This is a genomic window from Pedobacter gandavensis, assembly GCF_032678465.1.
Classification (GTDB): Bacteria; Bacteroidota; Bacteroidia; order Sphingobacteriales; family Sphingobacteriaceae; genus Pedobacter; species Pedobacter gandavensis_B.
In genome coordinates this window covers 436,370-454,998 of sequence record NZ_JAVTSK010000001.1, presented here as the reverse complement: position 1 = coordinate 454,998, position 18,629 = coordinate 436,370, and the positions used below count along the sequence as shown (strand labels likewise).

General features: G+C 38.3%; 20 protein-coding genes. All 20 read right to left on the bottom strand.

Annotation, left to right across the window (positions count from 1 at the left end):
- Positions 1-6 precede the first annotated feature (6 nt).
- The 20 genes from R2Q94_RS01895 to R2Q94_RS01800 all read right to left on the bottom strand — a co-directional run bounded on the left by R2Q94_RS01895 (position 7) and on the right by R2Q94_RS01800 (position 18,621).
- Positions 7-1,323, bottom strand: a complete 1,317-nt coding sequence (locus tag R2Q94_RS01895; protein WP_316819734.1) for a hemolysin family protein — start codon at positions 1,321-1,323, stop codon at positions 7-9.
- A complete protein-coding gene (locus tag R2Q94_RS01890; protein WP_316819733.1) occupies positions 1,323-1,877 on the bottom strand; it encodes an inorganic diphosphatase in 555 nt (184 codons plus the stop codon). Before R2Q94_RS01890 ends, R2Q94_RS01895 begins: the two co-directional genes overlap by 1 nt.
- Positions 1,878-1,879: 2 nt before the next feature.
- Positions 1,880-2,542 carry a DedA family protein gene (locus tag R2Q94_RS01885; RefSeq protein WP_316819732.1) on the bottom strand — a complete coding sequence of 221 codons (663 nt, stop codon included), beginning with the start codon at positions 2,540-2,542 and terminating at the stop codon, positions 1,880-1,882.
- Between the two features lie 45 nt (positions 2,543-2,587).
- On the bottom strand, positions 2,588-3,961 hold the full coding sequence (locus R2Q94_RS01880) for an NADH-quinone oxidoreductase subunit N (protein WP_316819731.1): 1,374 nt from the start codon (positions 3,959-3,961) through the stop codon (positions 2,588-2,590).
- Positions 3,962-3,965: 4 nt separating this feature from the next.
- Entirely contained in the window at positions 3,966-5,432 is a 1,467-nt protein-coding gene (locus R2Q94_RS01875) for an NADH-quinone oxidoreductase subunit M (RefSeq protein ID WP_316819730.1), read from the bottom strand.
- 21 nt (positions 5,433-5,453) lie between these two features.
- Positions 5,454-7,346: an NADH-quinone oxidoreductase subunit L gene (nuoL, locus tag R2Q94_RS01870; protein WP_316819728.1), complete on the bottom strand. Its 1,893-nt coding sequence runs from the start codon at positions 7,344-7,346 to the stop codon at positions 5,454-5,456.
- Between the two features lie 22 nt (positions 7,347-7,368).
- Entirely contained in the window at positions 7,369-7,698 is a 330-nt protein-coding gene (nuoK, locus tag R2Q94_RS01865) for an NADH-quinone oxidoreductase subunit NuoK (protein WP_062546552.1), read from the bottom strand.
- Between the two features lie 56 nt (positions 7,699-7,754).
- Positions 7,755-8,252 carry an NADH-quinone oxidoreductase subunit J gene (locus R2Q94_RS01860; RefSeq protein WP_316819727.1) on the bottom strand — a complete coding sequence of 166 codons (498 nt, stop codon included), beginning with the start codon at positions 8,250-8,252 and terminating at the stop codon, positions 7,755-7,757.
- 53 nt (positions 8,253-8,305) lie between these two features.
- The gene (locus R2Q94_RS01855) at positions 8,306-8,806 is read right to left on the bottom strand and encodes an NADH-quinone oxidoreductase subunit I (RefSeq protein WP_316819726.1); all 501 of its coding nucleotides are present in this window, start codon (positions 8,804-8,806) and stop codon (positions 8,306-8,308) included.
- A gap of 34 nt (positions 8,807-8,840) precedes the next feature.
- Entirely contained in the window at positions 8,841-9,878 is a 1,038-nt protein-coding gene (nuoH, locus tag R2Q94_RS01850; protein WP_316819725.1) for an NADH-quinone oxidoreductase subunit NuoH, read from the bottom strand.
- Positions 9,878-10,882 (bottom strand): 2Fe-2S iron-sulfur cluster-binding protein, encoded by a 1,005-nt coding sequence (locus tag R2Q94_RS01845; RefSeq protein ID WP_316819724.1) that lies wholly within the window; start codon positions 10,880-10,882, stop codon positions 9,878-9,880. Before R2Q94_RS01845 ends, nuoH begins: the two co-directional genes overlap by 1 nt.
- Positions 10,883-10,951: 69 nt before the next feature.
- A complete protein-coding gene (nuoF, locus tag R2Q94_RS01840) occupies positions 10,952-12,316 on the bottom strand; it encodes an NADH-quinone oxidoreductase subunit NuoF (RefSeq protein ID WP_316819723.1) in 1,365 nt (454 codons plus the stop codon).
- Positions 12,316-12,828 (bottom strand): NAD(P)H-dependent oxidoreductase subunit E, encoded by a 513-nt coding sequence (locus R2Q94_RS01835; protein WP_316819722.1) that lies wholly within the window; start codon positions 12,826-12,828, stop codon positions 12,316-12,318. The genes nuoF and R2Q94_RS01835 overlap by 1 nt, the downstream gene beginning before the upstream one ends.
- Positions 12,821-14,035, bottom strand: coding sequence for an NADH-quinone oxidoreductase subunit D (locus R2Q94_RS01830; RefSeq protein ID WP_316819721.1), 1,215 nt, complete (start codon positions 14,033-14,035; stop codon positions 12,821-12,823). Before R2Q94_RS01830 ends, R2Q94_RS01835 begins: the two co-directional genes overlap by 8 nt.
- Positions 14,036-14,039: 4 nt before the next feature.
- Positions 14,040-14,540, bottom strand: coding sequence for an NADH-quinone oxidoreductase subunit C (locus tag R2Q94_RS01825; RefSeq protein ID WP_316819720.1), 501 nt, complete (start codon positions 14,538-14,540; stop codon positions 14,040-14,042).
- Positions 14,540-15,082, bottom strand: a complete 543-nt coding sequence (locus tag R2Q94_RS01820) for an NADH-quinone oxidoreductase subunit B (protein WP_062546543.1) — start codon at positions 15,080-15,082, stop codon at positions 14,540-14,542. Before R2Q94_RS01820 ends, R2Q94_RS01825 begins: the two co-directional genes overlap by 1 nt.
- A 108-nt stretch (positions 15,083-15,190) precedes the next feature.
- The gene (locus R2Q94_RS01815) at positions 15,191-15,562 is read right to left on the bottom strand and encodes an NADH-quinone oxidoreductase subunit A (protein WP_316819719.1); all 372 of its coding nucleotides are present in this window, start codon (positions 15,560-15,562) and stop codon (positions 15,191-15,193) included.
- A 74-nt stretch (positions 15,563-15,636) separates the two neighbouring features.
- On the bottom strand, positions 15,637-17,352 hold the full coding sequence (locus R2Q94_RS01810) for a tetratricopeptide repeat protein (RefSeq protein WP_316819718.1): 1,716 nt from the start codon (positions 17,350-17,352) through the stop codon (positions 15,637-15,639).
- A gap of 63 nt (positions 17,353-17,415) precedes the next feature.
- Positions 17,416-18,324: a substrate-binding domain-containing protein gene (locus R2Q94_RS01805; protein ID WP_316819717.1), complete on the bottom strand. Its 909-nt coding sequence runs from the start codon at positions 18,322-18,324 to the stop codon at positions 17,416-17,418.
- A 72-nt stretch (positions 18,325-18,396) separates the two neighbouring features.
- Positions 18,397-18,621, bottom strand: a complete 225-nt coding sequence (locus R2Q94_RS01800; protein ID WP_316819716.1) for a hypothetical protein — start codon at positions 18,619-18,621, stop codon at positions 18,397-18,399.
- Positions 18,622-18,629: the final 8 nt, after the last annotated feature.

Genomic DNA, 18,629 nt, shown 5'->3' with positions numbered 1-18,629 from the left:
AAAGGTTTAGTGGTTATCCACCATGTCGCTTTTATCAATTACCAGTTCAAGCTTTATGGTTTCAATATTTTGCTCAGTTTTCTTTAGTATAGTGAATAAGTATCCATAGCATTCTTCGCTATCACCTACCTCTGGTATTTTACCAAAAGCATGGGATACCAATCCGCCTACCGTATCAAAATCCTCGTCTTCCGGAAGATCATGAGGTAGATGCTCATTCACATCATAAACAGTAGCATAAGCATTAATGATGAATTCAGTATCAGAGATTTTCTCAACTGTTGGTTTTTCTTCATCGTACTCATCCTGGATCTCTCCAACAATTTCTTCTACGATATCCTCTAGTGTGACCATACCAGCGGTACCACCAAATTCATCAATTACAATCGCAATCTGAATCCGTTTCTGCTGAAGTTCACTCAGCAGGTCATTAATTTTTTTCGTTTCAGGAACGAAATAAGGTTTTCTGATAATGTCTTGTAAAACCCAATCCTTTTTAGACGCCAGTAATGGTAAAATATCCTTGGCATGAATAATACCAATGATCTTATCAATAATTCCATCATACACTGGTAATCTGGAATAACCATCACCTATGATTTTGTCAATCACAACTGCTGGAGGGGTAGACAATTCAATACCTGATATTTTGGTTCTGGGAACCATAATATTTTTTACAACTCTTTCGTTGAAGTCAAAAACATTTTTAATTAATTCATGCTCATTAGTATCTAAAGCACCACTCTCTTTACCCTGATCTAACAAATAATGAAGTTCTTCCGTACTATGTACTGACTCATGGCCACCTACAGTAGAAATTCCGAAGATTTTAAGGATCATATTTGCAAAACCATTCAGCACCCAAATGAAAGGTCTGAAGATCAGATAAAATGCTTGTAGAGGCACTGCTATAAACAGTGTAGTCGCAACAGGACGTTGTATCGCCACCGATTTAGGTGCTAATTCACCAAATACAATATGCATTACAGTAATCAATAAGAAAGCAATTGCGGTAGAGATGGAAGTGATGTAAACTTCAGAAAAATTAAAGCCAATTAACATGTCGTGGATAAGGCTGTGCATCACAGATTCACCAACCCAACCTAAGCCCAGAGAGGCTAAAGTAATACCTAGCTGCGTGGCAGCCAGGTATCCGTCCAGATGCTGGGTAATATATTTTGCAATATTGGCTACCCTGCTACCTGATTTTGCTTTAATTTCAATTTGTGATGCCCGAACCTTTACAATTGCAAACTCTGCTGCAACGAAAAATCCGTTCAGTGCGACTAAGAAGAATGTTAAAAATATCTTGAATCCTTCCATTAAGATTTTTGATTTCTAAACTTTTCATCATAAAGCTGAATACTTTCTTGTATCACTTTATGTGCATATCGAACGCCCAGAAGATGCTCAATCGTAACTTGCTTTTCTTCTAAAGCTTTATAATCCTGGAAGAATTTCACAATCTCCTTCATGGTATGAGGAGGTAATTCTGATAAGTCATTGATGTAGTTTACAGACATATCATTCTTTGCTACTGCAATAATTTTATCGTCTTGTTCACCATTATCCACCATATGCATTACACCTATAACTTTTGCTTCAACAATTGACATTGGATAAACGTCAACAGAACAAAGTACCAGGATATCCAGAGGATCATTATCGTCACAATAAGTTTGTGGGATAAAACCATAATTTGCCGGATACATTACAGAAGAGAAAAGTACCCTATCTAATTTAATCAGATGGGAATCCTTATCGATTTCGTATTTTGCTTTAGATCCTTTAGGAATTTCAATAATTGCATTTACTGTTTCAGGTAAATTATCACCTGGAGAAACAAAATGCCACGGATGACGCTCGTCTTTAATCATTTTTAATGTTCAGTGTTTGATATATCGTCATTGTCTTCCTTCACCACTTTCTTCTTTACAAACGTGTAAACCAGCGGAATGGTGGTGATGACAATAAAACCTATAATTATGTATAATAAATAATCGTTAATTTCTTTTTCAAATCTTTTGCCAAGAAAATAACCTAGCAAAGTTAAGGAAGCTATCCAAATAATTGCACCTGCAAAGTTATATAATGCAAATCTTTTAAAGTCCAGTTTGACTACCCCAGCAAAAATCGGTGCAAAAGTTCTTACAATTGGAACAAATCGCCCCATAATAAGTGCAAAGGCTCCCTGTTTATTATAATAATCTTCGGCAGCCTTCAAATAGCGTTTTTTAAAGAAGAAAGAGTCCTTTCTATCGTACAGGACAGGGCCCGTCTTTCGACCAAACCAATAACCAGTAAAATTGCCTGAAACGGCGGCAACAATTAGTCCTAAAATCAACACGTATAGGTTGACGTCTAATTTGCCTGTAGCGACGAACATTCCAGCAAGAAACAACAGGTAGTCTCCTGGTAAAAAGAAACCAAAAAACAAACCTGTCTCGGCAAAGATCACAAACATTACAACATAAAAACCACCTTCTTTAAGTAGTTTTTCAGGATCAATGAATTGCTGTAATGAGTTCCAGAAATCTTGCATAGTTCAATTATTCGTAAAACTACATATAATTATCTACAGAAATGACTATATCAGATTTAAAATTACAGTGGGGTAAATCCCAAGGAAAACAGTTATAATCAGTGACAATACCAATACAACCTTATACTGCACAGGCGTTTCCAATTGCAGCGCTGAGCCCTCTTTGAAATACATTGCTACAATTACTTTGAAATAATAGTAAAACCCTACCAAAGCATTCAAAATTGCGAAAGCAACTAAATAGAAATGATAATCGTGCATTACATTTAGGAACATCAGATATTTACCCATGAAACCAGCGGTCAAAGGAATACCTGCTAATGATAACATAGCTACAGTCAAAGCGAAAGCCGCAAAAGGATTGCGTTTTCCCAAACCATTGAAATTTTCAAAGTTGTCATTTCCTGTTTTCTGTTTTACAAGAATCAGTACACCAAAAGCAATAATACTCGCAAAAGTATAAGCAGCAGCATAAACCAATACATTGTTCATAGAACTAGCAGTAAGAGATACTAAAGAGAATAATAAATAGCCAGCATGAGAAATACTGGAATAAGCCAGCATTCTTTTGAAGTTCTTCTGAAATAAAGCAGTAACGTTACCAATAAATAAGGTCAGGCATACGATTACCATTAATGGAGTCAGCCAGAAATCATGTAGTGGCGCAAATGTATCTGCAAATAAACGTAGAATCGCTGCGAAACCTGCTGTTTTCACGACAGTAGACATGAAAGTTGTCACCCATGTTGGTGCACCTTCGTACACATCTGGGGTCCAGAAATGAAAAGGAGCAGCACCAATCTTAAAACTCATTCCTACCAATAACAGGATCACTCCGGTATAAAATAATGGAGAAACTGATTGAGGGTTTTCTACCAGGTATTTATTGATCGTATCCAGATCAAAAGAAGCCGTAGCACCATAGATCAGGGTAATACCGAATAAAAGGAAGCCCGTAGAGAAAGCTCCCATCAGGAAGTATTTTAAAGACGCCTCATTGGATGCGAAATTATTTTTCCTGATCCCCGCCAGAATATAAAGGGCCACAGACATAATTTCCACACCGATAAATAACATCGACATGTTTTTATAAGAAAGCATGATCACAATTCCCGTTAGGGCAAAGAGCATCAGTGTAAAGTACTCTGCGATGTTTTCACTATTAGCTGCAAAGTAATTCTGCGTCAGCAGGAAAATGAAAATAGTTCCTAAAATAGTTAGGCCAGCGAAGGCTAATGCAAAATTATCCATTTGCATCATTCCATAATAAGTCTGGTTTGTGTTCCAGGAAGTCACTACAAAAGCCAGCGAAGTAAGCAAACCAATTAAGGAAAGGGGTAATAACGCTTTTTTAGCTTTAAACAAACCTGCATAAAGCACCACTAAAGCTGTAACAGTAATTGTTATGATGATATTCATTTGCTTAGTTTACCGATGTTAATTTTTGTGTTACCTGTTCTATTAATTGTTGTACCGAAGCTTCAGATAAGTGAAGAATTGGTTTAGGATAAACTCCTAAAGCAAGGATCATGGCACAAATGACATACAATACGACTTTCTCAGATCCTTTGATATCTGTAAAGCCGATGGTGAGGTCATTGGTTTTTCCTAACATCACATTCTGATACATTCTAAACATATATACCGCACCAAAGATGATAGACAATCCAGCGAAAACGCCAGCCCATACCTGATACTGGTAAATACCGATCAGCAGTAGAAACTCTCCTATAAAACCATTTGTACCAGGAAGTGCAACTGTACCCAATACAATGATTAGAAATGCGATAGCCAACTGAGGTGCCTTTTTAGCAATCCCACCCAGTTCGGCAATTTTATTAGTTTTCATCCGGCTGGCAATGATATCCAGTACAAAAAATAACCCAACTACGTTTATACCATGGCTTAACATCTGCACCATTGCACCTTGCATACCCTGTGTATTTAAAGCAAAAATACCGGCAGAAATTAATCCAACGTGTGCTATAGAAGAATAAGCAACCATCCTTTTCGCATCCTTTTGTGTAAACGCAATCAGAGAAGCATAAACTACGCCTATAATGGAAAGAATCATCGCTAAATGGCCCCAGTCCTGAATACCTGCAGGTGCAATAGGTAGCAACCACCTAATCAACCCGTATATACCCATTTTTAACATAATTCCAGATAATAACATGCTACCAGGAGTTGGAGCTACTGTATAGGTATCTGGCTGCCAGGTGTGGAATGGGAAAATTGGCATTTTAATCGCAAACGCAATAAAGAAGGCCCAGAAAATCCATCCTTGTTGTACTGCATCAAGATTTAGATTATAGAAAGCCTGAATCTCAAAATTATGAGCAGGATTTTGTAGATATAGATAAATGATACCCATCAACATGAATAAAGATCCTGCAATGGTATACACGAAAAACTTCATGTTTACTCTGATTTTATCTTTCCCACCCCATATCGCGCAGATAAAGTAAATTGGAATCAGGGCAGATTCCCAACCGATATAGAATAAGAAAGCATCTAAAGCTGTAAACACCAATAGTAAACCGAACTGCATAAACAAGATCAATGCAAAGAAAGCGCTGGCCTTCTTATATTCATGCTGATAAGCGGACAAAATAATGATCGGAACCAATACATTGGTCAATAATACAGTGATCATGCTAATGCCATCAATTCCAATATGAAAATTAATGCCTAAATCCTGAATCCAGGGATAGTTTACCGCAAATTGCGTGCTGGCATCGGGTGTAAAATTACATACCGTGATTAGAGTCAACCCTAAGGAAAGGATTGCTGAGCCCAGGGCCACATGTTTCGCCGCATTACCTATGAATGCAGTAACCACGGCGCCAACCAATGGTAGAAAGATAAGAAGTATTAAAAGTTGTTCCATTATGTTTTCTTGAACGATCTTTTACAGAGATAAATAAGTATACAATAACAATGATATGATGCCTACAACCATCATTAACAGATAGAAACCAACGTTTCCTGACTGCAGCAGGCGTAAACCTTTACTGGTTTCTGAAGTACCCCAACCTAAACCGTTTACTATACCATCAACAATTTTATTGTCAATAATTTTATAGAAGAAATTGGAAAGTGCATCCAAAGGCCTTCTGATTAAGAAATCATAAATTTCATCAATATAGAATTTTTGGTAAGACAAATTAGCCAAAGCAGATCTTTTGCCTTCGTCAGGCAGCGGGATATGATTTTGTTTTACATATTTAGCATAAGCAAAACCTATTGCAATCAATACACCAATGACCGAAACTGCCATCAACATATATTCTGTTGCATGGTCAGGAGCTTCGCCTGTGTGTTTAATAACCGGAGCCAACCAATGAGATAACCAGTGACTTCCTCCCAATGCTTCGGGAACTCCAATCATTCCACCAATAGCAGATAAAACTGCCAATACGATCAAAGGAATGGTCATTGATTTTGGAGACTCATGAATTTTCTCTTCGGCATGATGCGTTCCACGATACTTTCCAGAGAAAGTAAGGAACAACATCCTGAACATATAGAAAGCCGTAAGGAAAGCGGTAAATACGCCAATTGCCCACATGGTTTTATCATGTGCATACACATGCGCCAAAATCTCATCCTTCGAAAAGAAACCTGAGAAAGGTGGTAAACCAGCAATTGCGATGGTACCGATTAGCATGGTCATAAAGGTAACTGGTAATTTCTTACGTAAGCCCCCCATATGTCTCATGTCTTGTTCATGGTGTAGAGCGTGAATTACAGAACCCGCACATAGGAACAGTAATGCTTTAAAGAAAGCGTGTGTGATCACGTGAAAGAAAGCACCATTGTAAGCACCAACTCCTAAACCAAGGAACATATATCCCAACTGAGATACTGTAGAATAAGCCAGTACCTTTTTAATATCAGTTTGTGTCAAGGCAATAATTGCACCTAATACTGCCGTTGCTAAACCAACAATAGCAATCACATGTTGAATCATTGGCGCCAGGTCAAAGAGTACATTTGATCTTGCAATCATATATACACCAGCAGTTACCATTGTAGCCGCATGGATTAATGCAGAAACCGGAGTCGGACCAGCCATCGCATCCGGTAACCAGGTAAATAAAGGCAATTGGGCAGATTTACCACAGGCACCGATAAACAGCAATAAGGCAATTAAAGCTATGCTACCATTTCCTGGAAGCATGTTTGCTGCCTGAGGAAAGATTTTTGCGAACTCTACCGTACCAAAGGTTGTAAAAATAAAGAACACACCTAATAAGAAACCAAGGTCCCCGATACGGTTCATGATAAAGGCTTTCTTCGCCGCTGAAGCATAACTACTATTCGTATACCAGAATCCGATCAACAGATAAGAACAAAGACCTACTCCTTCCCATCCGATAAACATCACGATATAATTAGAACCCAATACCAACAGCAACATGAAGAAGATAAATAGGTTCAGGTAGCTAAAAAACTTCCCAAAAGCCTCATCAGCATGCATATAACCGATGGAATAAATATGGATTAAGAAACCTACACCTGTAATGATCAATAGCATAATAGAACTCAATGGATCTACAAGGAAGGAAAGTGGAATGTTCAGCTTACCAGCACTGATCCAATCGAACAAAAAGATCTCGTGCGATTTATTCGCACCTGCACCCAATTCGAAGAAGATACCTACACTGATGGCAAAGGAAATGAATATCACGCTGCTTCCGATAAAACCGATTAGGTTTTTAGAAAGCGTATTTCTTCCCAGGCCGTTGATAACAAAGCCTAAAAGAGGAATTAAGGGAACCAGCCAAACTAAATTTATCATGTTATTACTTTATTCTTATTAATTACCACTTAAGGCGATTCAACACATTTATATCTATAGATTGTGTATTTCTGTACACCATTACAATAATACTTAGTCCTACTGCAACTTCAGCAGCGGCAAGAACCATAATGAAAAATACGAATACCTGTCCTGACGGATCATTGTTATGTACCGAAAATGCGGTCAGCAATAAATTTACTGCATTCAGCATTAATTCTACCGACATAAAAATGACAATGGCGTTTCTACGGGTCAATACCCCAATTACACCAATCGTGAAAATGATCGCACTTAGCCAGATATAATGGTTAAGTGGTACTCCCTGCAATCCCTGAGTTATGTTTTCCATTCCGTTTATAATTATCTATGGTAATGAGCTTTACATCAAATGATGCAAACTCAATACTATACTTTTTCTTTTTTAGTTAATAATACTGCACCTACCATCGCAGTAAGCAATAAAATAGAGGACAGCTCAAAAGGCAACATATAAGGACCAAACAACTCCTTACCTAAATTCTTCACCAATCCCAAATTAGGGTTTTTCAACAATACCGGATTAGAAACCGCCGTTGCTTTTAAAGAACCAATGATGGTTACTACCAGGCAACATCCCGCAATCACCCCCACGACCTTAACCAAAGTCGATTTTAATGGCTCATTGTCCTTGTTAAGGTTGAGCAACATCAATACGAATAGAAAGAGGACCATAATGGCGCCCATGTAAACGATAAAATTCACGACTGCCAGAAACTGTGCGTTCAGTAGAATGTAATGAACCGTTAATGTAAAGAAAGTAACGATTAAGTAAAGCACACTGTGCACTGGGTTCTTTGAAAAGATGACCATCAGTGAAAAAATGACGCTTAATGCTGCTACAAAATAGAATACCGATGTACCCATTTATTATATGTTTAAACTGTTTATATTAATAACCCAAAGGTTACGTATGCTAATTATTTCTTTTCTAATGGTGCCTCTACCAATTTATCCTTACCATAAATAAAATCTTTACGAAGGTAATCTGCAGGGACAATCGGACCGTCTAAGTAAATGGCTTCTTTTGGACATGCTTCTTCACACAATCCGCAGAAAATACAACGTAACATGTTGATTTCATATACTGAGGCATATTTCTCCTCACGGTAAAGATCTTTCTCTTCTGGTTTGCGCTCTGAGGCAATCATAGTGATGGCTTCAGCTGGACATGATAAAGCACAAAGGCCACAGGCCGTACAACGCTCTCTACCTTCTTCATCCCTTTTCAAGGAATGCATTCCTCTGAAGTTCGTAGAAAATTCTCGCTGCTCTTCTGGATATCTGATGGTCGCTTCTTTCTTAAAGAAGTGGCTGATGGTAATAGCTAAGCCTTTAGTAATTGCAGGCAAATACATGCGCTCTGCAAGTGTTAAAGGTTTTTTTTCTAATACTTTCTTTTTACTGGTTAATGGTTCCATTAAACCTCCTAATTATACCGCTAAACGCGGACAGTTAAAACTTTTCAATTATAGCAATCACAATACTTGTGATAATGATGTTTGCAATGGCTAAAGGAATTAATACCTTCCAACCCAGGTGCATCAGCTGATCATAACGGAAACGAGGGATTGTCCATCGTACCCACATGAAGAAGAAGATGAAAGCAAAGATTTTAAGGAAGAAAACAGCTGTTCCAATTAGCGGAGCTATCACTGGTCCGGTTTGTACCAAAACCCAGTCCATCCCAGGGTAGTTATAACCACCGAAATATAAACTTGCCATCACTGCTGCAGAAACAAACATATTAATATACTCTGCGAAGAGGTAAAAGCCCAGTTTCATAGACGAATATTCTGTATGGTAACCACCGATCAGCTCAGTTTCACATTCCGGTAAATCGAAAGGTGCTCTGTTCGTCTCTGCAAAAGAGCATACCATAAACAATAAGAAACCAACTGGTTGATAAATTACATTCCAACGCCATCCGTGTTGGTTAGCTACAATCTCTCCCATACTCATAGAGTTGGTCACCAATAAAAGTGCAATTATAGATAAGCCCATGGCAATTTCATAACTAATGTTTTGTGAAGCTGCGCGAATTGCACTTAACAAGGAGTATTTATTGTTGGATGCCCATCCACCAATCATGACACCATATACACCCAGAGAAACTACGCCGAAAATATATAAAATACCTACGTTGATATCCGTAACCTGTAAGGGAATCACACGGTCTCCAACAGTTATTGGACTTCCCCATGGAATTACTGCGGTACCGATACAAGCTGTTAACATCGCTAAACCAGGTCCTACCATAAACAACCATTTACTGGAGTTTGTAGGAATGATTTCCTCTTTCATGAACATTTTCACCCCATCAGCTAATGGCTGAAGAATTCCAAAGGGACCCGCTCTATCTGGTCCTAACCTATCCTGCAAGAATGCAGCAACTTTTCTCTCTGCATAAGTGGAATACATGGCTATTAATAAACTTATACCGAATATAATCGCTACCAGTACAAATTTCTCTATTACAAAAGCTATATCCATTAGAATTTAGTGGTTTTTTCTAGTTCAATCCTATTTGCTTCCTGTAATCTCTCATCTACCTGAATTACCGGCAAAGGTATTAAAGTCTCATAATGGTTAGATGAAATTACAGAGGTATCTGGAATTGGTGTAGGATGCTCAAGCGTCCAGTCTGCAGTCTTCTTTTTATCGAAGCGACAAGTATTACAGATAAACTCTTCTACTTCACCGTAGATATCTTTACGTGCAGTTACACGCAAAACATCAGCACCTTTATACCAAAGTGTTACTTTACCGCTACAAGTAGGGCAATCTCTATGCGCATCGATAGGTTTAGTAAACCAAACCCTATTTTTGAACCTGAACGTTTTATCTGTTAATGCACCCACCGGACAAACATCGATCACATTTCCAGAGAAATCATTGTCGATCGCTGTTTGGATATAAGTAGAGATTTCTGAATGATCTCCACGATTTAATATACCATGAACACGTTTATTAGTAATCTGGTCGGCAGTGAATACACAACGGTAACACAAGATACATCTGTTCATGTGTAACTGAATTTTATCACCTATATCAATGCGTTCAAAAGTTCTTCTTTCAAACTCATATCTTGTTTTCTGCAAACCATGTTCATAACCTAAGTTTTGAAGGTCACATTCGCCTGCCTGATCGCAAACCGGACAATCCAATGGATGGTTGATCAACAACATTTCCACTACACCACTTCTTGCTTCGATCACTTCTGGAGAAGTAATGTTCAATACTTCCATACCATCCATTACGGTGGTACGACATGAAGCTACTAATTTCGGCATTGGACGCGGATCTTTTTCAGAACCTTTGCTCACCTTTACAATACAGGTTCTACATTTACCACCGCTACCTTCTAATTTTGAATAATAACACATCGCCGGAGGAACAATATCCCCACCGATTTGGCGCGCAGCATTAAGGATGGTTGTCCCTGGTGCTACTTCTACGGTTATTCCGTCTATGGTTACCTTAACTTTATCACTCATTGTTAAAGATATTCTTTATCATCGCTCCGCTCTTCCTGTTGTTAAACGCTCCAAGCATCGGTTTGATTGTTAATTTTCTGTACTAACTGCTTTAGCTATTGGCTCGGCATAATTTGCCAATCCGTAATTTGTATCCAGGGATAACTGAGGATTTTTCACATGCCATTCGAATTCATCTCTGAAATGTCTGATGGCACTTGCTACCGGCCATGCTGCAGCGTCACCTAGTGGACAAATGGTATTTCCTTCAATTTTCTTAGAAACATCAACCAACAAATCAATATCGCTCATTTTACCATGGCCATACTCAATGCGGTGAAGCACTTTTTCCATCCATCCAGTACCCTCACGGCAAGGTGAACATTGTCCACAACTTTCATGGTGATAAAAACGGGAGAAATTCCAGGTGTTTCTAACCATACATTGGTCTTCATCAAAAGCGATAAAACCACCAGAACCCATCATTGTACCAGTTGCAAAGCCACCTTCAGATAAAGATTCATAACTCATTAAACGAGGTTCCCCGTTAGCAAGTTTTAAGGAAAGATTAGCAGGAAGTACTGGAACAGAGGACCCACCAGCAACAGTTGCCTTTAATCTTTTTCCATTAGCAATACCACCGCACCATTCATCGGAATAGATAAATTCTTCAACAGGTAAACCCAATTCAATCTCATAAACACCTGGTCTAACCAGGTTTCCTGAAGCAGAAATAAGTTTTGTTCCTGTACTACGTCCAATACCGATTTTTGCATACTCATCGCCGCCATCATTAATGATTGGTACCACAGCTGCTATAGATTCCACATTGTTGACAACAGTAGGACAGCCATACAAGCCTGCAATTGCAGGAAATGGTGGTTTGATTCTCGGATTGCCACGTTTTCCTTCCAGTGATTCCAATAATGCAGTTTCTTCACCGCAGATATAGGCACCCCCACCTGGTTGAACATACAATTCCAGATCATAACCTGACCCTAAAATATTTTTACCTAGAAATCCGGCATTTTTTGCTTCAGCAATCGCTTTTTCCAGAATACGGATTTGAGGCATCATCTCACCACGCACATAGATAAAAGAAGTTTTTGCACCCAAGGCAAAGCTGGATACAATCATACCTTCAATTAATGCGTGAGGAATATGAGTCATTAAATAACGATCTTTAAACGTCCCAGGCTCCGATTCATCGGCATTACATACCAGATAACGCGCTACTCCTTCAGGTTTAGCTAAAAAACTCCATTTCATTCCCGTAGGAAATCCTGCACCACCACGACCACGTAATCCGGACTTCTTTACCTCTTCTACTACTTCATCAGGAGTCAAAGTTTTCAGTGCCTTTTCCACAGAGCGGTACCCACCTTTTTGGCGATAGACATCCAATGTATGAATGCCAGGTACATTTATATGTTCTAATAATAGTTTACGACCCATTATTTCTTGCGTAAGTCTTGTATCAAATCATCTACCTTTTTTTCGTCAAGGTTTTCATAGAAAGTGTATTCAGGACCGATTTGTAACACCGGGCCATAACCGCAAGCAGCTAGACACTCTACACCTCTCCAGCTAAATAAGCCGTCAGGAGTCACCTCATTTTCCTTAACGCCAAGGCTTTTCTCAATATGGTTCATCAGTTTCTCTGCACCAACCAGACAGCAAGGCCCAGTTCTGCACACTTCCAGAACATATTTTCCTTGTGGCTTTAAGAAATACATACTGTAGAACGAAGCTACTTCATATACTTCAATTGGTTCAATGCGCAGATATTCCGCAACTTGATCCATAGCATTTGGACTTAACCAGCCCAATTCGGCTTGTACTTCATGCAAAATTGGCAATAAAGCGGATTTTTGCTTTCCTTCCGGATACCGTTTAACAATCTCTTCAAACTTTTCAACTAAAGCCGAGGAGAACTGTACAGGTTGTGTTTCTTCTACTTTAAGCATCTAATTCTCCTGCAATAATATTCATACTACTCATGTTAATGATGGCATCTGACAACAGCATACCAACACTCATGGGCGCAAACATTTGATAATTTATAAAGCTTGGTCTTCTAAAGTGCAAACGGTAAGGTGTTCTACCACCATCGTTGATCAAATAGAAACCCAATTCTCCGTTACCACCTTCTACTGCATGGTAAACCTCTGCTTTTGGTGCATCAATCTCTCCCATCACAATTTTGAAGTGATAGATTAAGGCTTCCATATTGTTGTAAACTTCTTCTTTAGCTGGCAAATAGAATTCAGGAACCTCTGCATGAAAAATCCCAGCAGGTTCGTGCTTCAGTTTCTCCAAAGCTTGCTCAATAATGCTAACACTTTCCCACATTTCTGCATTACGCACCAGGTAACGATCATAAATATCACCACTGGTACCAACAGGAACCTGAAAATCGAAATCTTCGTAAGAAGAATAAGGCTCGCTTACACGAACATCATAATCTACTCCGGCAGAACGCAATAATGGACCAGTCCAACCATAATCCAGCGCCATTTCTGCAGTAACTGCAGCGACACCAGAAGTACGATCAATAAAGATCCTGTTACGGTCTAACAAGCTTTCAAATTCTTTTAAGGCTGCCGGGAATGTTTTTAAGAATTTATTGATTTTTGCAAAAGCAATTTCGTTGAAATCTCTTTCAAAACCACCGATTCTACCAATGTTAGTCGTTAAACGTGCACCACAAATCTCCTCGAAGATTTCATAGATGTGCTCTCTAAACTGGAACAGGTAAAGGAAAGTAGTGGTTGCACCAGTATCCTGAGCAATAATGGTGTTACAAATGATGTGATCGGCGATCCTGGACAACTCCATTACGATTACCCTTAGGTAATCTACCCTTTTAGGCATTTGGATGTTCAGCAATTTCTCTACTGTCATGTGCCAACCCATGTTATTGATTGGGGATGAACAGTAGTTCAATCTATCTGTCAGCGGTGTGATCTGATAGAAGGGGCGGTGTTCTGCAATTTTCTCAAAAGCACGGTGAATATAGCCAATGGTAGAAACACCACTTACAATACGCTCTCCGTCTAATTGAATAACATTTTGAAAAACACCGTGTGTTGCAGGGTGAGTAGGCCCTAAATTCAGGGTTACTAACTCATTCTGAGGATCATTATCTGTATATACCGGTTGATTGTGATTCATGTTCTTATCTACCAAAGTATTCGTCTTTTTTATCTACTCTGTTTGGATCCTCCAAAGGATATTGTTTCAACATAGGATGAACACCTAAGTCGTCCATGTTCAATATTCTTCTTAGATCCGGATGACCTTCAAATTTTACACCGAAGAAGTCATAAGTTTCTCTTTCCATCCAGTTCGCTGCATTCCAAAGAACGGTAGCGGTAGGAATAGTAGGATGATGTTCATCAATAAAGACCTTCACCCTTACCCTTATTTTCTTTACCATACTATGCAAGTGGTAAACCACTGCAATACCATGTTTTTTTTCAGGATAATGAACTGCTGTTATATCAGTAAGGAAGTTAAAGTTAGTGTCGCTTTCTTTTAAGAACCTCAACACATCGATGATGACATCTTTTGTGGTTTCGAAAGTAAGCAAACCATAAGGTTCATTTACACCTGTAATTTTAGTACCAAATTTTACATTTAGTGCGTCTAAGATTTCATTGTTTGTCACCTCTGCCATTATAAAATTCCGTATGAAGCCAACATTTCTTTGTATTGATCTGAATCTCTTCTTCTTAAGGATTCGTTTTTAACTAACTCCTGAATCTTCCCAAAGCCATCTAAGATTGCCTCTGGTCTTGGAGGGCAACCAGGCACATACACGTCAACAGGAATGATCTCATCGATCCCCTGAAGTACTGAATATGTATCAAAGATACCGCCACTGGAAGCACATGCACCTACAGCAATCACCCAACGAGGTTCAGCCATCTGTAAATATACTTGTTTTAACACAGGGCTCATTTTTTTAGCGATGGTACCCATCACCATTAATAAATCTGCCTGACGAGGAGAAAAACTTAAGCGTTCAGATCCGAAACGACCAAAGTCATAATGAGAACCCATTGTAGCCATAAATTCTATACCGCAACAAGAAGTGGCGAATGGAAGGGGCCATAATGAATGGGAGCGTGCCAAACCAATTACTTTATCTAAAGAGGTGGCAAAAAAACCAGATCCTTCTATGCCTGGAGGCGCGTCTACTATATTGATGTTACTCATGATACAAAACGAAAAAAGGTTCATTCCTACAAAGAATGAACCACAAATTTACAATATTTTGAAAGGAATTGACCTAAACCTTGATCATTTAGAAACAATCTAAATAGGTTAATTCCAGTCTAAAGCTTTCTTTTTCAAAATGTAAATAAAACCTAATAATAAAGTCCCCATAAAGACAAACATTTCAACCATACCAGCCATTCCAAGTTCTCTGAAATTTACTGCCCATGGGTACATAAATATCACCTCAATATCGAACAATACAAACAGAATGGCCACAAGAAAATACTTAATAGAGAAAGGCTGACGTGCATTACCCACCACCTTCACACCTGCTTCAAAAGTCTCTAGTTTATCAGCTGTCTTTCTTTTAGGGCCTAAAAAGTGTGTGGCAATCAAAGTCACAACAACAAATCCTAAAGCAACAATGATTTGAAATACTATAGGTAAAAAATCTACGGGTACACTTTGAGTTTCCATGGTATTAAATTTGGGACAAAATTAAAAGAAAAAGGCAGGATAACAACCCTGCCTTTTTCTTTTATTGGAAATTATTACTTTTTCTTTACCGGAGTCTTAGCAGCTGGAGCAGTTAATTGCTTCAAACGCTCCTGAGCTCCTGAATTTGATGGATCAATTGCTAAAGCTTTATTCAAGTAATCTTTAGCTTTTTCTTTATCCGTTTGCGCATAATAAGAACCTACATAAACATAGGCTTCTACTAATTCCTTTGGTTGAGCTGTAGCCAATTCAGGCTTAGTTACTGTTACCAATTGGATCAATTGCTCATAGAATGGAACGGCTAACCATTTTGGATTATTTGCATCATCTAGATACTTAGCAATACGAGCTCTGAAAGCATATGCTAAAACAAAATCATTTTTTGCCTTAATAATATTCTCAAAAGCAGCATCTGCATCCGTTAAAATCTTTCTATCCGGGTGTTTACCATCTCTATCTTTGAAAGCGTAATCATAATATTTCGCTGTTCCTAAATAATAGTTATTAGTAAGGCTATTTGGACCATTAGGATTTAATTTAATCGCAATTGCATAAACATCACCTGCTTTATCATACTTTTTACCTTTGAAAAGGGCCAATGCAATTTCTTCTAATGCATCTGCTTTTGTTGAATCCTTCTCTACAGCTTTTACAACATTTACTAAAGCTAAGCTGTCATTTCCATTTTGCATTTGAGCTCTACCAAGGTAAAGGTAATCGTCAGCAATGATGCGTGAAGTATCTTTTACTTTGGCAAAGAAATCATTCATGTATTCTAAACTCTTAGGGTAGTTCTTGTTCTCATATGCAGAATAACCACGTAATCTTGATACCACAAGCGCTTTCTCATTGTTAGGGCTCATTGTAGCCAAGTCTGAAGTTACCTGCTCTAATGCCTGGTAATCCTTTGCATAGAACAAGAACTGCGCATAACGCAACTTAGATTCGTAAGAATTATCCGTTAAATCAAGATACTTTTTATAGTTAGTCAATGCCAAAGCAGATTTAGCAGCTTGTTCAGCAGCTACCTGATTTGCCCATTGCATATATAATTCTGCAAGTTCTCTATAAGCCGGACCATAGTTTGGATCAGCAGCAATAGCTTCTTTTAAACGGTCCTCTGCCTCTGGAAATGCTCTTGATTCAGTGTACATTCTACCAATTTGAGTCGTCGCCCTTAACAGATTAGCATTGATGTTCAATGCTCTCATATAGTTTTGCAAGGCTTCAGAGTTCTTTTTCTGTGCAGCATAGTAATCACCTAATGCTAAAAAAATCTCTGCATCTTTATCATTTGCATCTAACTCATCTGCTTTTTGCAAGAATGGCAATGCAGCAGTAAAGTCTTTGTTATCTGCAGCGATATAAGCTTTACCAATGTATAACTGGGGGATATAATCTTTTTTAGATGATACCTCTACAGCTTTATCAAAATTTGTTTTTGCTGAAGTTGGATTTTTCTCAAATAAATCTGCTTCACCTAAACCAATATAGTTTAAAGGATTTTTAGGATCTGCGGTTACACCCTGGCCAAAAGTTGCTCTAGCTGAATCGATGTAATCCATTCTAAGATAAACATCACCTAAATTGAAGTAATTCTCTCCTTTATTCGCTTGTGATTTTACCAATGCTTTCAGCATGGTTGTCGCTTTCTGGTACTGTTCGGCATCTATAGCCTTCTTTGCATCATTTAAGCTTTGAGCAAAAGAGGCAGAACCCATCACTACTAAACCTAAACTTAAGGTTATTGCTTTCTTTGTCATTTTCATGGTTCACTATGGTTTTAATTGTAATGAAGCTTCTTAACGAACTTCATAGTTCAAATATAAAATTTAGTTTGTATTCTTTAAATTAAATTCTCTTGGCATCATTTTATGCGGTCCTAATCCCGATTTAAGTACGATCAATTGTCCACGCGGGCTCACTAACCAGTTTGCAAAACCTGTGCCTAAACCTTCACGGCCTTCCGCATTAATGATGTAGATATTTCTTAGAAAAGGATATATCCCATTAATTAAATTCTGTTGAATAGGCGTATAATACGCATCATCCCCTTTTTTTCCTGGTAAATTCTTAACTCCCAGCATCTTCACCTTCGATATTGGCCCAGCCATAGCTGATTGGTTGGCGATTAACCAGTTTACGCCTACAACGCCAATAAAACCCTTATTATCCGCAACGTATTTTATAACGTCATTATTGTCCTCTAAAGTATAAATCCCCTTTTTTGGCAATTCTTTAATTCCAGCCAGTTCTTTAAAGTAACGTAAAGTACTGGAATAGGCATTGTCAAATACAAGCTGCTTTCCTGTAGTTGATTTTCCTTGCAAAATATCAATCACTTCCTGCACGGTAATTGTACTATCCACGTTCGCGGCATTGGTAATCAAAGCGATCCCGTCAATAGCAAATCTGGATGTTTTAGGAACAATACTTCTATTTCTATACATTTTATCCTCTTCAGGGCTCAGCATCCTGGATGAAATCATTACCCTTATACTGTCATTTAAAAAGGTCGGGAGAATTTTATTCTCATTACCTTCAATCACCGTAAATTCTGCCTTTGGATAATCCGTTTTGAAAACCTCAATCTGATCTGCCAATACTCTGGCAAAAGATGCATCTACCAGAATTTTCACAGTTCCTGTTGTACGACTTTGTTCTACTGCCTCTTCAGGCTTAGGCTTACGCTTACACGCCACAAATACAAACAGCAACAATATCAGACTTAAGTGTTTCATTTGAACAATAATTAGGATTAGATGCGAGTATTCTAAGCTATTTTCAACTTTTTAGCTTAGAATGATCAAAATCTAGTCGTCTTTTGGATTGATTAAGCGGGCAAATCTAATGGCTGCATAAACGATTAGTAATACCCCAAACAAGATGCGATAAGTTTTTTGGATTTCAAAGGGAATATCTGCCCAGAAGATCAACAATAGACCCAATACGAAATAAAACGTAAACATCACCAGGCCTAAAATGAACAGAAATCGCTGTTGAGGCGATTTCTGTTTAAATGTTCTTAAATTAAACATTCTTTTAA

Excerpts from the sequence above, each read along its gene's own strand:
- R2Q94_RS01895 (WP_316819734.1), bottom strand. The coding sequence starts at position 1,323 with ATGGAAGGATTCAAGATATTTTTAACATTCTTCTTAGTCGCACTGAAC.
- R2Q94_RS01890 (WP_316819733.1), bottom strand. The coding sequence starts at position 1,877 with ATGATTAAAGACGAGCGTCATCCGTGGCATTTTGTTTCTCCAGGTGAT.
- R2Q94_RS01885 (WP_316819732.1), bottom strand. The coding sequence starts at position 2,542 with ATGCAAGATTTCTGGAACTCATTACAGCAATTCATTGATCCTGAAAAA.
- R2Q94_RS01880 (WP_316819731.1), bottom strand. The coding sequence starts at position 3,961 with ATGAATATCATCATAACAATTACTGTTACAGCTTTAGTGGTGCTTTAT.
- R2Q94_RS01875 (WP_316819730.1), bottom strand. The coding sequence starts at position 5,432 with ATGGAACAACTTTTAATACTTCTTATCTTTCTACCATTGGTTGGCGCC.
- nuoL (WP_316819728.1), bottom strand. The coding sequence starts at position 7,346 with ATGATAAATTTAGTTTGGCTGGTTCCCTTAATTCCTCTTTTAGGCTTT.
- nuoK (WP_062546552.1), bottom strand. The coding sequence starts at position 7,698 with ATGGAAAACATAACTCAGGGATTGCAGGGAGTACCACTTAACCATTAT.
- R2Q94_RS01860 (WP_316819727.1), bottom strand. The coding sequence starts at position 8,252 with ATGGGTACATCGGTATTCTATTTTGTAGCAGCATTAAGCGTCATTTTT.
- R2Q94_RS01855 (WP_316819726.1), bottom strand. The coding sequence starts at position 8,806 with ATGGAACCATTAACCAGTAAAAAGAAAGTATTAGAAAAAAAACCTTTA.
- nuoH (WP_316819725.1), bottom strand. The coding sequence starts at position 9,878 with ATGGATATAGCTTTTGTAATAGAGAAATTTGTACTGGTAGCGATTATA.
- R2Q94_RS01845 (WP_316819724.1), bottom strand. The coding sequence starts at position 10,882 with ATGAGTGATAAAGTTAAGGTAACCATAGACGGAATAACCGTAGAAGTA.
- nuoF (WP_316819723.1), bottom strand. The coding sequence starts at position 12,316 with ATGGGTCGTAAACTATTATTAGAACATATAAATGTACCTGGCATTCAT.
- R2Q94_RS01835 (WP_316819722.1), bottom strand. The coding sequence starts at position 12,828 with ATGCTTAAAGTAGAAGAAACACAACCTGTACAGTTCTCCTCGGCTTTA.
- R2Q94_RS01830 (WP_316819721.1), bottom strand. The coding sequence starts at position 14,035 with ATGAATCACAATCAACCGGTATATACAGATAATGATCCTCAGAATGAG.
- R2Q94_RS01825 (WP_316819720.1), bottom strand. The coding sequence starts at position 14,540 with ATGGCAGAGGTGACAAACAATGAAATCTTAGACGCACTAAATGTAAAA.
- R2Q94_RS01820 (WP_062546543.1), bottom strand. The coding sequence starts at position 15,082 with ATGAGTAACATCAATATAGTAGACGCGCCTCCAGGCATAGAAGGATCT.
- R2Q94_RS01815 (WP_316819719.1), bottom strand. The coding sequence starts at position 15,562 with ATGGAAACTCAAAGTGTACCCGTAGATTTTTTACCTATAGTATTTCAA.
- R2Q94_RS01810 (WP_316819718.1), bottom strand. The coding sequence starts at position 17,352 with ATGAAAATGACAAAGAAAGCAATAACCTTAAGTTTAGGTTTAGTAGTG.
- R2Q94_RS01805 (WP_316819717.1), bottom strand. The coding sequence starts at position 18,324 with ATGAAACACTTAAGTCTGATATTGTTGCTGTTTGTATTTGTGGCGTGT.
- R2Q94_RS01800 (WP_316819716.1), bottom strand. The coding sequence starts at position 18,621 with ATGTTTAATTTAAGAACATTTAAACAGAAATCGCCTCAACAGCGATTT.